This window comes from Streptomyces bambusae (genome assembly GCF_019400985.1).
Lineage (GTDB): Bacteria > Actinomycetota > Actinomycetes > Streptomycetales > Streptomycetaceae > Streptomyces > Streptomyces bambusae_A.
Window position 1 is genome coordinate 1 of the sequence record NZ_WTFF01000195.1, and the last position, 13,902, is coordinate 13,902.

General features: G+C 72.5%; 16 protein-coding genes. 6 read left to right on the top strand and 10 right to left on the bottom strand.

Annotated features, from left to right (window positions below):
- From GPJ59_RS23845 to GPJ59_RS23855, 3 genes are all read right to left on the bottom strand, one after another.
- Nucleotides 1-750 (bottom strand): AAA family ATPase (locus tag GPJ59_RS23845; protein ID WP_219669613.1); only part of this gene is annotated, 750 nt, incomplete at its 3' end.
- Entirely contained in the window at nucleotides 747-1,910 is a 1,164-nt protein-coding gene (locus GPJ59_RS23850; RefSeq protein ID WP_219669614.1) for an exonuclease SbcCD subunit D, read from the bottom strand. The genes GPJ59_RS23845 and GPJ59_RS23850, both read right to left, overlap by 4 nt.
- Before the next feature lie 291 nt (nucleotides 1,911-2,201).
- A complete protein-coding gene (locus GPJ59_RS23855; RefSeq protein ID WP_219669615.1) occupies nucleotides 2,202-2,600 on the bottom strand; it encodes a VOC family protein in 399 nt (132 codons plus the stop codon).
- Between the two features lie 93 nt (nucleotides 2,601-2,693).
- On the opposite strand from GPJ59_RS23855, the gene GPJ59_RS23860 reads away from it, so the two are divergent.
- On the top strand, nucleotides 2,694-3,716 hold the full coding sequence (locus GPJ59_RS23860; RefSeq protein ID WP_219669616.1) for a helix-turn-helix transcriptional regulator: 1,023 nt from the start codon (nucleotides 2,694-2,696) through the stop codon (nucleotides 3,714-3,716).
- Nucleotides 3,713-3,934: a hypothetical protein gene (locus tag GPJ59_RS23865; protein ID WP_219669617.1), complete on the top strand. Its 222-nt coding sequence runs from the start codon at nucleotides 3,713-3,715 to the stop codon at nucleotides 3,932-3,934. Before GPJ59_RS23860 ends, GPJ59_RS23865 begins: the two co-directional genes overlap by 4 nt.
- Here GPJ59_RS23865 and GPJ59_RS23870 read toward each other — a convergent pair.
- The 3 genes from GPJ59_RS23870 to GPJ59_RS23880 all read right to left on the bottom strand — a co-directional run bounded on the left by GPJ59_RS23870 (nucleotide 3,928) and on the right by GPJ59_RS23880 (nucleotide 6,642).
- Complete coding sequence (locus GPJ59_RS23870; RefSeq protein WP_258024823.1) at nucleotides 3,928-4,734, bottom strand: hypothetical protein; 807 nt, start codon at nucleotides 4,732-4,734, stop codon at nucleotides 3,928-3,930. The genes GPJ59_RS23865 and GPJ59_RS23870 overlap by 7 nt on opposite strands.
- A gap of 218 nt (nucleotides 4,735-4,952) precedes the next feature.
- Nucleotides 4,953-6,086, bottom strand: a complete 1,134-nt coding sequence (locus GPJ59_RS23875) for a serine hydrolase domain-containing protein (protein ID WP_219669618.1) — start codon at nucleotides 6,084-6,086, stop codon at nucleotides 4,953-4,955.
- A 145-nt stretch (nucleotides 6,087-6,231) separates the two neighbouring features.
- On the bottom strand, nucleotides 6,232-6,642 hold the full coding sequence (locus tag GPJ59_RS23880) for a DUF4190 domain-containing protein (RefSeq protein ID WP_258024824.1): 411 nt from the start codon (nucleotides 6,640-6,642) through the stop codon (nucleotides 6,232-6,234).
- A 159-nt stretch (nucleotides 6,643-6,801) separates the two neighbouring features.
- Here GPJ59_RS23880 and GPJ59_RS23885 point away from each other — a divergent pair, with 159 nt between their 5' ends.
- Complete coding sequence (locus GPJ59_RS23885) at nucleotides 6,802-8,091, top strand: sensor histidine kinase (RefSeq protein WP_219669620.1); 1,290 nt, start codon at nucleotides 6,802-6,804, stop codon at nucleotides 8,089-8,091.
- A 26-nt stretch (nucleotides 8,092-8,117) separates the two neighbouring features.
- Entirely contained in the window at nucleotides 8,118-8,819 is a 702-nt protein-coding gene (locus tag GPJ59_RS23890) for a response regulator transcription factor (RefSeq protein WP_219669643.1), read from the top strand.
- A 274-nt stretch (nucleotides 8,820-9,093) separates the two neighbouring features.
- Here the strand turns inward: GPJ59_RS23890 and GPJ59_RS23895 are convergent, their stop codons facing one another.
- Nucleotides 9,094-9,720, bottom strand: coding sequence for a YigZ family protein (locus GPJ59_RS23895; RefSeq protein ID WP_219669622.1), 627 nt, complete (start codon nucleotides 9,718-9,720; stop codon nucleotides 9,094-9,096).
- A gap of 98 nt (nucleotides 9,721-9,818) precedes the next feature.
- Here GPJ59_RS23895 and GPJ59_RS23900 point away from each other — a divergent pair, with 98 nt between their 5' ends.
- Nucleotides 9,819-10,223: a CoA-binding protein gene (locus tag GPJ59_RS23900; RefSeq protein WP_219669624.1), complete on the top strand. Its 405-nt coding sequence runs from the start codon at nucleotides 9,819-9,821 to the stop codon at nucleotides 10,221-10,223.
- A gap of 46 nt (nucleotides 10,224-10,269) precedes the next feature.
- On the opposite strand, the gene GPJ59_RS23905 is transcribed toward GPJ59_RS23900, so the two are convergent.
- Nucleotides 10,270-11,034 carry an acyltransferase gene (locus GPJ59_RS23905; RefSeq protein WP_219669627.1) on the bottom strand — a complete coding sequence of 255 codons (765 nt, stop codon included), beginning with the start codon at nucleotides 11,032-11,034 and terminating at the stop codon, nucleotides 10,270-10,272.
- Between the two features lie 170 nt (nucleotides 11,035-11,204).
- On the opposite strand from GPJ59_RS23905, the gene GPJ59_RS23910 reads away from it, so the two are divergent.
- Entirely contained in the window at nucleotides 11,205-11,759 is a 555-nt protein-coding gene (locus GPJ59_RS23910; protein WP_219669629.1) for a gamma carbonic anhydrase family protein, read from the top strand.
- Nucleotides 11,760-11,858: 99 nt separating this feature from the next.
- On the opposite strand, the gene GPJ59_RS23915 is transcribed toward GPJ59_RS23910, so the two are convergent.
- Both GPJ59_RS23915 and GPJ59_RS23920 read right to left on the bottom strand, forming a co-directional pair.
- The gene (locus tag GPJ59_RS23915; RefSeq protein WP_219669630.1) at nucleotides 11,859-12,542 is read right to left on the bottom strand and encodes a DedA family protein; all 684 of its coding nucleotides are present in this window, start codon (nucleotides 12,540-12,542) and stop codon (nucleotides 11,859-11,861) included.
- 66 nt (nucleotides 12,543-12,608) lie between these two features.
- Nucleotides 12,609-13,902 (bottom strand): glycoside hydrolase family 3 C-terminal domain-containing protein (locus tag GPJ59_RS23920; RefSeq protein ID WP_219669637.1); only part of this gene is annotated, 1,294 nt, incomplete at its 5' end.

A 13,902-nucleotide genomic window follows, 5' to 3' on the forward strand; every position in this document is an offset into this window, starting at 1 on the left:
GGCCCGTACCGCCTCGGCGAGCCCGGGGTCGCCGGGCTGGTGCCGGGGCATCGGCCAGGCCCGCAGGTCGGCGCCGTCGCCGGCGGCCTGGGCGAGCCGCTGGGCGGTGCCCAGCACCTTCTCGTCGCCGGCGCGCACCTTGGCCTCGGCGGTGCGGCGCCGCTCGGCGAGCAGGGACTCGACGGCGGCGAAGCGCCGGGTGTCGAAGAGCCGGCCGAGCAGCCGGCCGCGGGCCTCGGCGTCGGCGCGCAGGAAGCGGGCGAACTCGCCCTGGGGCAGCAGTACGACCTGGCAGAACTGCTCCCGGCTCATCCCGAGGAGCTGTTCGACCTCCTCGCCGATCTCCTGGTGGGAGCGGGAGAGCGCCTGCCAGCCGCCCTCGCCCGTGTGCTCGCGCAGCCAGCTCTGGGCCTTGTCGCGGGTGGTGCCGGTGCCGCGCTTCTTCGGGCGGTCCTGTTCGGGGCGGCGGGTCAGCTCCAGGCGGCGGCCGCCGACGGTGAGTTCGAGGGAGACCTCGGTCGGGGTGCCGGGGTCGGCGTGGTCGCTGCGCAGGCTGGCGCCGGGCGACTGGCGCGGTCCGGGCACCGAGCCGTACAGGGCGTAGCAGACGGCGTCGAGCACGGAGGTCTTGCCCGCGCCGGTGGGGCCGTGCAGCAGGAAGATCCCGGCGCCGGACAGGGCGTCGAAGTCGATCTCCTGGGCTTCGGCGAACGGCCCGAACGCGGTGACCTTGAGCCGGTGCAGCCTCATCGGGCCCTCTCCTGGCGGGTGTCGTCGGCGCGTACGTCGTCGAAGGCGGCCCGCAGCAGGGCCCGCTCGGCCTCGTCGGCGGCGCCGCCGCGGACGTGGGCGACGAAGTCCTCGGCGATCTCCTGGTCGCTGCGGCCCCGCAGCCGCTGCGCGTACGAGGCCTGGCCCGCCTCGTCCCGGTCCTCGGGGTCGAAGGCGAGGCTGAGGGTGTGCGGGAACCGGGCCGCGACGCGGGCCATCGGGTCGTCCGGGCGGACCGGGTCGGTGAGGGTGGCCTCGACCCAGGCCTGCTCGTGGACGGCGAGGGCGGGATCGGCGAGGAGGTCGTCGATCCGGCCGCGGATCCGGGCCAGCGGCCGCGGCACGGGGGTGTCGATCCGCTCGGCGCCGAGTTCGCCGGCCGGCCCGAGGTCGATCAGCCACATCGACTTGCGGTGGTCGGCCTCGGAGAAGGAGTAGGCGAGCGGGGAGCCGGAGTAGCGGATCCGCTCGCCGATGGTCTGGCAGCCGTGGAGGTGGCCGAGGGCCACGTAGTCGACCCCGTCGAAGACGGCCGCGGGGACGGCCTCGACGCCGCCGACGGTGATGTCGCGCTCGCTGTCGCTGGGCGTGGCGCCGGTCACGAAGGCGTGCGCGAGGACGACGGAGCGGGTGCCGGCCGGGCGGCCTGCGAGGTCGGCGCGGACCCGGTCCATGGCGGCGCCGAGCACGGCCTCGTGGCTGACCCGGTCGGCGGCGAACTCGTCCTTGACCAGTGCCGGCTCCAGGTACGGCAGCCCGTACAGGGCCACGTCCCCGTGCGCGTCGGCCAGGACCACCGGCTCGGCGCAGCCCGCCGGGTCGGTGCGCAGGTGGATGCCGGCCCGGCCGATCAGTCCGGCGCCGACCCCGAGCCGGCGGGCCGAGTCGTGGTTGCCGGAGATCATGACGGTGGGCACGCCGAGGTCGGCCAGCCGGTGCAGGGCCCGGTCGAACAGCTCGACGGCGGGCAGCGGCGGCACGGCCCGGTCGTAGACGTCGCCGGCCACGAGGACGGCGTCCACCTCGTGCTCGGCGACGGCGGCCACGAGGTGGTCGACGAAGGCGGCCTGGGCCCCGAGCAGGCTGACCCGGTGGAAGGCCCGGCCGAGGTGCCAGTCGGAGGTGTGCAGCAATTTCATGAAATCGCCCTGACCTGCACGTTTCCTCCTGACGGATCCCAAGAACCAGCACCAACCAGCACGGGCTCCCGGTTGGCAACCACCACGCTAACGCCTATACGTCGCCGATCCACCACGGGTCACGGCTGGCCACCCACCCCCTGAACGGCAAATTGCCACAAATGTCCATAATGAAATTGGTTGACATAATTCTTCCGATGTCCCCTGCTGGTGGCGCTCCTGGACTCGGCGGCCGCGTTCACCGGGAGCCCTGGGATCTCAGGGCTCCCGCGTGAGCGGCTGTGCGTGGCGTCAGCGTGCGAACTTTTCGATGGCCGCCGGGGTGACGGGGGTGAAGAAGTTGACGAGGTTGCCGTCGGGGTCGCGGAACAGCAGCGACCTGTTGCCCCAGGGCATCGTGGTGGGCTCGTTGACGAAGTCGGTGACGAAGCCGGTCAGGTTCTGGTGAACGCGGTCCACGTCGTCGACGAGGAACTCGGTGATCACGCTGTGATTGTCCGCCGGGCGGGCAGAGTCCGGGGCGAACAGCGGGACGGTGCGGGTGCCGGCGATCGCGAGGGTGGCGCCCGCGGTCTTCAGTTCGGCGAAGTCCTCGGTGGCCCACACTGCCCGCGCCCCTGTGGCTCGCTCGTAGAACTCGACGAGGCGCGCCACGTCGCTGGTGATGATGCGGATCGAGACGAAGTCCATGGGGATCTCCTTGGCTGTGCTGGAAGCGTGCACGTCGCAGGCTAGGAGAAATAGTGGACAGAATCGGTCCTGTATTCGCGGTAGGTTGTGCACATGCCCCGACCCACCGCCCGCGTGCTGACACTGCTGGAGCTGCTGCAGTCGGGCGGCACCCGGACGGTGGCCGAACTCGCCGACCGGCTCGGCGTCGAAGGGCGCACCGTGCGGCGGTATGTGGACCAGCTGATCGACCTGGACGTGCCCGTGGAATCGGTGCGCGGCCGCTACGGCGGGTACCGGCTCGCCCCCGGGTACCGCTTGCCTCCGCTCATGCTCAGCGACGACGAGGCGCTGGCCGTGCTGCTCGGCCTGGTCGCCGGCCGCCGAGCAGGGCTGACGACGACGCAGCACACGGCAAGCGAGACGGCGTCGGCGAAGATCCGGCGGGTGCTGCCCAAGCACATCGCCCGTCGGCTCGACACGCTCCTGGCAGCTCTCGCCTTCACGGATCAGCCCGGCGAGTTCGACACCCCGGACGCTGGGGTCCTGCTCACGATCGCCGACGCGGTGCGTCACCGCCGACCCGTCTCGGTCCGCTACACCGACCGTGACGGACGGCGCAGCGAACGCACGCTGCACGCGTACGGGATCGTCGCCCATGCGGGCCGGTGGTACGTCACGGGCAAGGACGCCCGGATCGGCGAGGACCGAACCTTCCGGCTCGATCGCATCGCAGACGCGCGGACCCTGCCCGGCTCATTCGAAGCGCCAGTGGGTCCCGGTCCGGAACAGCGCGTGCTGTCAGGGTTCGCCACGGCCGAGTACCAGCATGAGGTGACCTTGCGGATCCACGGGACAGTCGATCAGATCCGCGCCCACCTTCCCGTCAGCGTCGCGAGCCTGGAGGAGCACGAGCCCGCGGCCGGCCAGGACCCGGCGGCCGAGCGCTGGCTGCGCGTCGAGCTGCGGGCGGAGCGGCTCGACTGGCTGCCCCCGGTACTCGCTTCACTCGACCGGCCGTTCGTCATCGAGCGCCCCGATGAACTCCGCGACCTCGTCATCGCGCTCGCCGACCGCCTCACGTCCTGTGCCCGCCGAGCCTGCGTGCAACGCTGCGCGGACACACCGCCGGGGTGAAGGCCTTGACCGTCGCCCCCGACGGAACCTGGACCGCCTCGGCGGGCGAGGACGCCGCCTTGCGCGTGTGGGCCCGGCGTTCGGGCCAGGCAGCGGCGGCCATGCGGACCGAGGGGGCCTTGTTCGCATGCGCCTGGTCCCCCGACGGCCGCGCAATCGCCACCGGCGGCGAACGCGGGCTGTACGTCTACGGGTTCCGGCCCGGACTCGATCAGTGAACGTCGAACTCGTATCCGTGTCGCATGTCCACAGGGCAGCTGAACACGCGCAGGTCTCCCCACCTGCCCACCGTGATGCGCGTGGTGCGGTCGCTGGCGACGGTGAACAGGAGCCTCATCGAAGCGTCACATTCGCGGCAGCGTACGTCCCAGGGGTGGCTGAGGTGCCAGGTGGGCCAGCCACCGAACTTGCATCCGGCGACACGCGTGATGATGTCACCGCCTTCCTCACCACCGGTCTCCTTCACCAACCGTTCCACGCTCTCCCTGACGTCGTCCGGTAGCTCCTGCGGGTAGGGAAAGTCCGTGAGCGGTACCGGTGTCATCGTGCACGGTCGGGGCGAGAAGCCGTAGTCCTCTTCCTCCTGCCGCACGGGTACCGGAGCCGAGCAGGGAACCTGTGGCAGGTCGGCAGCCCGTCGCCACCGGATCTCCACGACCGGACTGACGTCCGCCTGCGGAACCGGCGGGTCCCAGTGTGTGTTCGGGCACCACAGGAGCTGGAACACGTCGGCGTCCTCCGGCCACCACTCTCCCGGCGCGTCCCGTCGGAAGACCTGTGCCACCGGCACCATCGCCACGGGCGGCAGCCCGGACTGCTCCAGTTCATCGGGTACGGAGCAGTGCGGCCACGGCTCGTCCACGGGCCAGAGCAGGGGGCCGGCGATGGAGCTGTCATTGAGGCCCGGCTCTCCCTGCGTCGGATACAGGACGACCGCCGGCCGCGCGTAGGGGGCGAGGGCTGGTACGGCGGCGAGTATGGCATCGGCGGAAGGCCTGCTCGAGTAGGGCAGTGGCATGGCTGGATCTTAGGGTCCCGTCCGCGATGCTCCTCACCGGGCCGCACCCGCTCTCCCCCTGCCTCAGCGGGACAGAGCCACGAGATGGCCGGATACGGCGGCCCCGGTGTCGGCCGTGGGGAAGCGGGCCGCGAGGTAGCCGTCGGGGCGTACGACGAAACGGGTGCACCCCCGCATGACCTTGGCCGTGCGTGTCGCAGCTGACCGCCGCCGGGTGCTCAGCGGCAGAGGGCCTTGTCCAGGACGCCCTCCATGGCCTCAGCGGCTTCGTAGCTCTTCGGTTCGGCGGTCATCGTGACGCTGGCGGCGCGGTCGCCCTTCCGGGTGGCGCCGGCCCAGGTCCCGTAGCCGGGGATGGCGCCGTTGTGGCCCCAGACGACGCGGCCGCACGACAGCCGCGTTCTCATGATTCCCAGGCCGTATTCGACGCCGGGCTTCGGTGTTTCAACGGTGGCACGCATCTGGTCGAGCTGGGGCTTGTCAAGCAGGTGGCCTTCCTTCATGAGCTCGGAGAAGAACCGGGTGAGGTCGGAATCGGTGGATACCATCGCGCCCGCCGACCAGCTCGCGGAGGGATCGACCTGGGTGACGTCGCGCAGCGGGGCGTCTGCCCGGTCCTGGCGGTAGCCCTGGGGGTGGCGTTCGCGGATGGTCGTCTCGCCGGGGTCGGGAAAGTAGGTGTGGCGCAGCCCGATCTTCCGGATCACGCGCTTGTCGACCTCTTCGGGGAAGGGCCGTCCGGTGACCTTCTCCACGATCAGCCCGGTCACCAGGTAGTTGGTGTTGCTGTATCCCCACTTGGCCTTGCCCCACTTGTCCTTCTCCCCGGGGGCGAAGACGGCTTCGTGCCGCAGCGCGATGTCCAGGGCGTCGCGGGGGGAGAGGTAGCGGCGCTCGACGATGTCGTCGGTGACGTCGTCCTCGTAGTCGGGAAGTCCACTGGTGTGCTGCAGGAGCTGACGCACCGTGATGCCGTGCCCGTCGATTCCCTTCCCGCGCACGAGATTCGGCAGGTGTTTCTCGACCGGGTCATCGAGGTTGATCTTGCCCTCGCCGACCAGTTGCAGTGCGACTACCGCGGTGAACGTCTTGGTGGTACTGCCGATCCGCACCTGGCCGTCCCGGGGCATCTTCGCACCGGTGACCCGTTCGGCGACGCCCGCGGTGTAGGTACGGGGCTTCTCGCCGGGGGCCTTCACCGTGGCCGACGCACCGGGCACGCGATCGGGGTGCACCGTCGCGTCCAGGGCTCGCTGCACGGCGTCGGGTCCGGCGGCGGTGGCGGGCACCGCCGCACTGACCGTGGCAGCGGTGGCCAGGGCCAGGGCGGTGACGGCAAGACGTGAACACATGGGGTTCCTCCAGAGCAGTGTCGGGCCTCGATGACTGGATCAACGCTGGGGGGAGCCGTGCAGGGCCCGGTGCATGGCCTGCCCGTACCGTGTGGGATCGGCCGCACTGTCAGATCTTTGAGGGCCTGAAGTCGCCCATCGCCGGTCAATTCCCGGTGAACTGCTGGTGGACGCACTGCGTGTACTGCTGGAAACTGTCGGGCCGGTAGCACTCCTGCGTCTTGTTGGCGTACCAGACGAAGAAGACGGCGACCAGGACGGACACCACGATCGCGATGGCCGACGTCACCACGCCGGTGAGGGCCTTGCCCCGGCCGATTCCGGTCCGCTCGGCCGTCGTCAGGGCGACGATGCCCAGGATCAGGCCGATGCATCCGAGCAGGCCGCCGATGAAGACGATCGACGTGCTCAAGCCGATGACGCCCAGCATCATGGCGGCCCTGGCCGGGCCGTTGTTGCCGCCCGTAGGCCGTATGCCGTGGCCGCGGCCCTGAGGGGCGGGGGAATGCGGGTCCGCCTCAGCGGACCAAGTCGATGCCGTGCGAAGGGGCGACATCTCTGTTCCTTGCGTGTTCATCAGACGTCCTCCGGTCAACTGTGCAGGGCACGATCCTGGCTTCCGGGGTCGCGGATGTGCATCGCGGGAAGGCGGGAGAACGTGCTCCCTCGATCGGGGGAGGCCATCGGTGAGCTGCCCGGTCATACTGGGGCGATCATGATCAGGGGACTCCGGCCGCTGCTGCGCGGCTCCACCTATTCGGGCATGCTGTTCGCCTATTGCGGCGCGTTGGCGAGCCTTTCACTGCTGCCTTTCGCACTGCTGCCGACACTGGCGTGGCCGTCCGCTCCGTACGGAGTGCAGGCCGTCCTGGTCCTCCTGGTCTGGGCGGCACTGATCGGCTCGGTCGGGCTGGCACGCGCCACGCGGCGGGCACTGATCGCGTTCGCCCGCCGGCTTCTGAGGGTGCCGTTGTCGGCCCCGGTGATCTCACGTCGGCCCGCGGGCTCCCCCGGCATCCGGTCGACTCCTCCCACGCCGGCCTCTGCCGTGCCGTCCGGTGCCGACCTTTGGCGGACTCCCCTCTGGCTGCTGCTGCACGTAGCGCTGGGGTGGACGGGGACGCTGGCGAGCGGTGTGCTGATCCTCATGGGGATTGCCCTGCCCGGGGGTTGGCTCGGTGCCGAAGCGGGGCTGAGTCTGTTCGGCCGGTCGTTGCGGTCCGACGGCGGATGGCAGAGCTGGGTGGTGGCGCTCGGCTGCCTGCTGCTGGCGGCGGTCGTGTGCGTGGTGGTGACGAGCGCGCTGCGGTGGCTGGCGCCGAGGCTCTTGGGGCCTTCGTCGGCCGAGCAGCTCGCGCTGATCGCTGAGCGGGAGCAGCGGCTGGCCGAGCGCAACAGGCTGGCCCACGAACTGCACGACTCGATCGGACACACGCTGACCGCGACCACGATCCAGGCGGCGGTGGCGGGCGAGGTGCTCTCGGCCGACCCGGGGGCGGCGCGGGCCGCGCTGCGCAGCATCGAGGAGTCGGCCAGGGCCGCGCTGGAGGACCTGGACTACGTACTGGGCGTACTGCGCGAGGAGAAGGCGGAGACGGCACCGACCCGGACCCTGGCCGACCTGCCCGAGCTGCTCGGCCGGTTGCGGCACGCGGGCGCGGTGCTGGAGGTGGAGCTGTCGGGCGAGTTGGCGCAGGTGCAGGGGACGCTCTCCCGGGCCGCGTACCGAATTCTGCAGGAAGGGCTGACGAACGCGTTGCGGCACGGGACGGGCGGTCCGATCGGGGTCCGGGTGGCGGTCACGCCGGACCGGCTGGAGCTCGGTGTGGTCAATGAGGCGGGCGCGGGCACGCGTACGGGCACAGGTGCCTTCCGGATGTCCGGGCACGGCCTGCCTGGGCTGGCCGAGCGCGTACGGCTGCTGCACGGTGGGATCGAGGCCGGCCCGGATGGGCCGCGGCACTGGCGGCTGGCGGTCCGGCTGCCGGTACGGGCGTCGGCATGATCGGCTCTGACGCGAACTCAGCCGTCATGACGGGCGCCGGCTCCCGCCCTGCCACCACCGGCCCTGCCGATACCCCCGTCACACTCTTGATCGCGGACGACGACGAGGTGACCCGCAGCGGTCTGCGTACATTGCTCGCGGCGCAGCCGGGGATCGCGGTGGTCGGGGAGGCCTCCGACGGCGTCGAGGCGGTCGAGCAGGTGCGGCGACTGCGGCCGGACGTGGTCCTGATGGACGTGCGGATGCCGCGTCGCAACGGGATCGAGGCCACCCGGCAACTCCTTGCCGAACCGGCCGAACCGCCGAAGGTCGTGGTGATCACCACCTTCGAGAACGACGGCTACGTCACCGCGGCGCTCGGCGCGGGGGCCAGCGGGTTCGTCCTCAAGCGGCTTCCGGTCCGGCAGATCGCCGAGGCGGTACGCGTGGTGGCGGAGGGGGAGGCGATCCTCTTCCCGGCGGCCCTGCGCCGGATGGTCGCCGCCCGCCCGCTGGGCTCCGCCGAGGCGTTGCCGAAGGCGGCGCTGACGGAGCGGGAGGAGGAGGTGCTGCGGCTGATGGCCACCGGCCTGTCCAACCCGGAGATCGCGCAGTCGCTCCTGGTGAGCCTGGAGACGGTGAAGACGCACGTCGGGAACGTGCTGACCAAGCTCGGTGCGCAGAACCGGACCCACGCGGTGGTGATCGCGTACGAATCAGGTCTGGTGGTCCCGGGGTTCACCGGCTGAGGACCGGGCGACCGGGGCGAGACCGCGGACCCGCTGACCGGACGCCTGGACACCGGACGCGCCGCGGTGGCCGGCCACTCCCTGGGCGGCCGGCCGCACCGAGAGCCCGCGCGTCGTCACCGGAGCCACCCTCGCCTTCTCGTCACCGGAGCCACCCTCGCCTTCTCGTCACCGGAGCCACCCTCGCCTTCTCGTCACCGGAGCCGCCCTCGCCTTCCTGGACGCCGTCCTGCGAGGCCGCCCCGGCGACCCGTTCGATCGACGTCCCAGTGTCTCAGGGCGCGTACGTCTCCCCGCCCAGCGTCAGGGTGGCGGTGCCGGCGGTGGCGTCGGCCAGCCAGGCCTCGAAGCCGGGCAGGTCGGCCTCGGGGAGGGCGATCTCGATCTGGACGTCGGCCCCGTAGCGCAGGTCGACCACGGTGCGGCCGGTGGATCGCAGGTCGTTCTGGGTCTTGCCGGCCCGCTGGTGGTCGACGGTGACGGTGGCCAGCCGGTAGCGGCGCCGGGTGACGGTGCCCAGCGCGTCCAGGGCCTCGCCGACCACGCCGCCGTAGGCGCGGATCAGGCCGCCGGCGCCGAGCTTGACCCCGCCGTAGTAGCGGGTGACGACGGCGACGGCGTAGCGGATGTCGCGGCGCATCAGCATCTGGAGCATGGGCACGCCGGCGGTGCCGCCCGGCTCCCCGTCGTCGCTGGCCTTCTGCACGGAGGCGTCGGCGCCGACGACGTAGGCGTAGCAGTTGTGCGTGGCGGTGGGGTGCTCCCGGCGGATGCGGGCGACGAATTCCTGGGCCTCCTCCTCGGTCGCCGCCGGGGCGAGCGCGCAGATGAAGCGGGAACGGTTGATCTCGGACTCGTGCACGCCCTCGCGGGCCACCGTCACGTACTGGTCTGCCTTCACTTCTCCACCTTACGGGGAATCGGATACCCGTCCGGCCGGTTGTTCCGGGTGCGACCGGGCACCGTGCCCGGCCCGGCGAAGAGCAGGAGGCGGCGCCCGTGTACGGCGACCCGGAAACCATCCGCAGGATCCTCACGCAGGCCGGCGACACCTGGGCGGTCGTCGGGCTGTCCACCAACAGGGACCGGGCCGCCTACGGGGTCGCGCGCGTCCTGCAGCGGTTCGGCAAGCGGATCGTCCCCGTGCACCCGAAGGCGGAGACGGTCCACGGCGAGCAGGGGTACCCGTCGCTGGAGGCGATCCCGTTCAAGGTGGACGTGGTCGACGTGTTCGTCAACAGCGAGCTGGCCGGCGCGGTCGCCGACCAGGCGGCGGCGGTCGGGGCGGACGCGGTGTGGTTCCAGCTGGGCGTGGTCGACCACGAGGCGTACGAGCGGACCCGTGCGGCGGGCCTCGACATGGTCATGGACCGGTGCCCCGCCATCGAGATCCCGGCCCTGTGACCCGCTGAGGTGCCGGGCGCCGGGTGGGCCCGTACGCCGAGGCCGGCTACCCCCGGGGCGCCTCCGCGGTCTGCTCTACGTCCGCCAGCGCGGCCAGCGCGCGCAGCTGGGCGGGGGTCACGCCCTCCGGGACGGGCTGGGGCGCGGGGGTGCGCAGCGGCGGCTGCCAGCCGGTCTCCGGCTCCCAGCGCCGTACGATCCGGGCCGGCGCGCCCGCGACCACCGCGTGGTCGGGCACCTCTCCGCGGACCACGGACCCGGCGGCCACCACCACGTTGCGGCCGAGCCGGGCCCCCGGCAGGACCACCGCTCCGGTGCCGAGCCAGCAGCCCGGGCCGATCTCGACGGGGGCGCTGCGGGGCCACTGCCGGCCGACGGGCTCGTGCGGGTCGTCGTAGCTGTGGTTGGTGGAGGTGATGTAGACCCCGGGCCCGCAGAAGACGTTGTCGGCGATGGTGATCCGGGTGTCGGCGATGACGTGGCTGCCGCGGCCGAGGACGACCCCGTCGCCGAGGACCAGCAGCGGCTCCGGGCCGAGGTCCAGGTCGGGCATCATGCCCGCGGTCAGGGTGACCTGCTCGGCGATGATGCAGCACTCGCCCAGCCGGATCCAGGGTTCGCCGAAGACGGTGCCCTGCGGGAAGGCCAGCCGGGTGCCGGCGCCGATGGCGCCGAAACGCAGCCGTCCCGGGGTCTGCGCGGTGACGGCCCCGGCCTGCTGCATCCAGCGCCAGCCCGCGTGGGCGGCGCGGCTGGCGAGCCGGCGGCGCAGGACCCCCAGGGATGAGAACGTGTTTCTGTTCTTCGGCACCCGGCCACGGTAGTGCGCCGCGCCCCGGGCGTCCGTGCCGCAGCCCTGTGATCTTCACCCCATCGGCGGTACCGCGCGGCGCGTGCCCTACGGTGCAGGGAGCGCGGCAGCACAACCGGCGTCCGGCAGCCGGCGTACCCGGTACCGGCGAGAGCAAGAGGAACAGATCCATGACGCACCAGGCGCCCCAGGCGCACCAGGCACTCGTGGCGGGCGTGGGCGGCAAGAGCCCCAAGATCCACCCGGAGGCCTTCACCGCGCCCACCTCCGTCGTGGTCGGCGACGTCACGCTGGCCGCGGGGGCGAGCGTCTGGTACTCGGCCGTCCTGCGCGGCGACTGCGGCCCGATCACGCTCGGCGCCGACAGCAACGTCCAGGACAACTGCACGCTGCACGTCGACCCCGGATTCCCGGTCTCCGTCGGGGAGCGGGTCTCCATCGGCCACAACGCGGTGGTGCACGGCTGCACGGTCGAGGACGACTGCTTGATCGGCATGGGGGCGACCGTCCTGAACGGCGCGGTCATCGGCGCCGGCTCCCTGGTCGCAGCCCAGGCCCTGGTCCCGCAGGGCATGGTGGTCCCGCCCGGCTCGCTGGTCGCCGGCGTCCCCGCCAAGGTCAGGCGCCCGCTCACGGAGGAGGAGCGCGAGGGCCTGCGACTCAACGCGGCCATGTACACCGAGCTGGCCGGGCAGCACCGAGCCGCGGTGGCCGAGGGAGCCTGACCCCGCGGCGTACGGCGGACCGGTCGGTCGCGGGCGGCGGACGGGGGCACGTACGTCCGTCGCGGGCGGCGGACCGGTCAGGCACGTACGGCGGACCGGTCAGTCGCGGGCTGCGGCCGCTGCGGGGGCCGGCTCGCCCCGGGCCGGCACCGGGGCCGCCGCCGTGGCAGCGGCGGCGGCGTGGGCCTTCTTCGCGCGGCTGCGCAGGATCAGCATCGACGTCAGGCCGACCAGCACCGCCAGGACCAGGCCCACCCACGAGAACCGCTTGATCCAGGCCTCGGCCACCATGCCGACGTAGTAGATGACGGCGGTGGTGCCGCCGGCCCACAGGATCCCGCCGAAGACGTTGGCGATCAGGAACTTCCAGTACGGCATGCGCAGCACGCCCGCGAGCGGCCCGGCGAAGATCCGCAGCAGGGCCACGAACCGCCCGAAGAAGACGGCCCACATGCCCCACTTCTCGAAGGAGCGCTCGGCCATCGCCACGTTGTGCTCCCCGAAGTGCTTCGGGAAGCGCCGGCCGAGCCGCTCCAGCAGCGGCCTGCCGCCCCGGCGTCCGATCGCGTAGCCGATCGAGTCGCCGACGATCGCGCCGGCGGACGCGCAGATGCCCAGTACCAGCGGGTCGATGTCGCCGTGCTGCGAGGCGAGCAGGGCCGAGCTGACCAGGATGATCTCCCCCGGCAGCGGAATGCCGAGGCTCTCCAGTCCGATGACCACCCCCACCAGGAGATACACACTCACCGCCGGCACGGTCTCGAGCCATTCCTGGATGTGCACCGGTACGTCCTCCCGTCCTCGCGCCTCCCCTGCGAAGCGCCGACCGCACAGCCTACCGACTGCCCCTCATCTGACCAGCGCCGTGGCCCGCAGCGGCAGGTCCCGGGACGACCGTCCGGCGAAGACCTCCCGCAGCCCCTTGCCCACCACCCACGTGTGCTGCTCGGCGTCCCAGGAGGACAGCGCCCGCGCGTCCAGGTCCAGCGTGATCCGCTGCGACCGGCCCGGCGCGAGGGTCAGCCGCCGGTAGCCGGCCAGCGCCCGCACCGGCTGGTCCAGGCGCAGCTCCGGGGAGGGGCCGACGTAGACCTGGGCCACGTCGGTGCCCTTGCGGCGACCGGTGTTGCGTACGGTGAACTCCACGCGCAGGCCGCCGCGTTCGGGCCGTACGGTGAGCTTCTCGTAGCGCCAGGTGGTGTACGACAGGCCGTGCCCGAAGGGGAACAGCGGGGCCGCCTCCTGTGCGTCGTACCAGCGGTGGCCCACGTGGATGCCCTCGGTGTACTCCTGGCGGCCGCCCACGCCCGGGTAGCGTGCGGGGTCGCCGGCGACGGGGTGGACGTGCTCGTCGGCGGGGAAGGTCTGGGTGAGCCGCCCGCCCGGGTCCGCGTCGCCGAACAGGACGTCGGCGGTGGCGGCGGCGCCCTCCTGGCCGGGGTAGTACATCTGCAGGACGGCGCCGGTCCGCTCCAGCCACGGCATGGTGACACCCGCGGGGGTGTTGAGGACGACCGTCGTGCGCGGGTTGGCGGCGGTGACCGCCTCGATCAGCGCCGCCTGTCCGCCGGGCAGGGCCAGGCCGGTGCGGTCGGCGCCCTCGCCGGCGTCCTCGTAGGCGAACAGCACGACGCTGCGGGCCGCCTTGGCCGCCTTGACGGCCTCGGCGAGGTCCGCGGCCCGGCTCGCCCGGGTGGTGCGGCGCAGCCTGAAGCGCTGGCCGCGCGCGCCGCCCTGCGCGGTGACGGAGAGCCGGTGGCGGCCGGCCTTCAGCGTCAGGGTGCGGCGGCGGACGGCGAGCCCGTCGGGGGCGGTGGCGAGGAACCCGCCGGTGTGCTCCTCGGCGGCGCCGGGTTGCCGGGGGAACAGCTCCTCGCCGTCGAGGCGTACGTCGGGCCGGCTGCCGCCGTGGTGGACGAGCAGGGTCCACTCGTCGTCCTCGGCGAGGGTGAAGTCCGCTTCGTGGGTGAAGGTGCGGCCGGCCTCGACGGTCCGGTTCTCCAGGTCGACGGGCGGGGTCAGCAGGGCGGCCGGGACGGGCTTGCCGTAGACGTCCTCGCCGAGGGCGTAGCGGACGGCGGCCGTGCGGCCGGCCCGCCGGCGGATCGCGGTCCAGGGGCTGTCGGCGCGCTCGGGCACGACG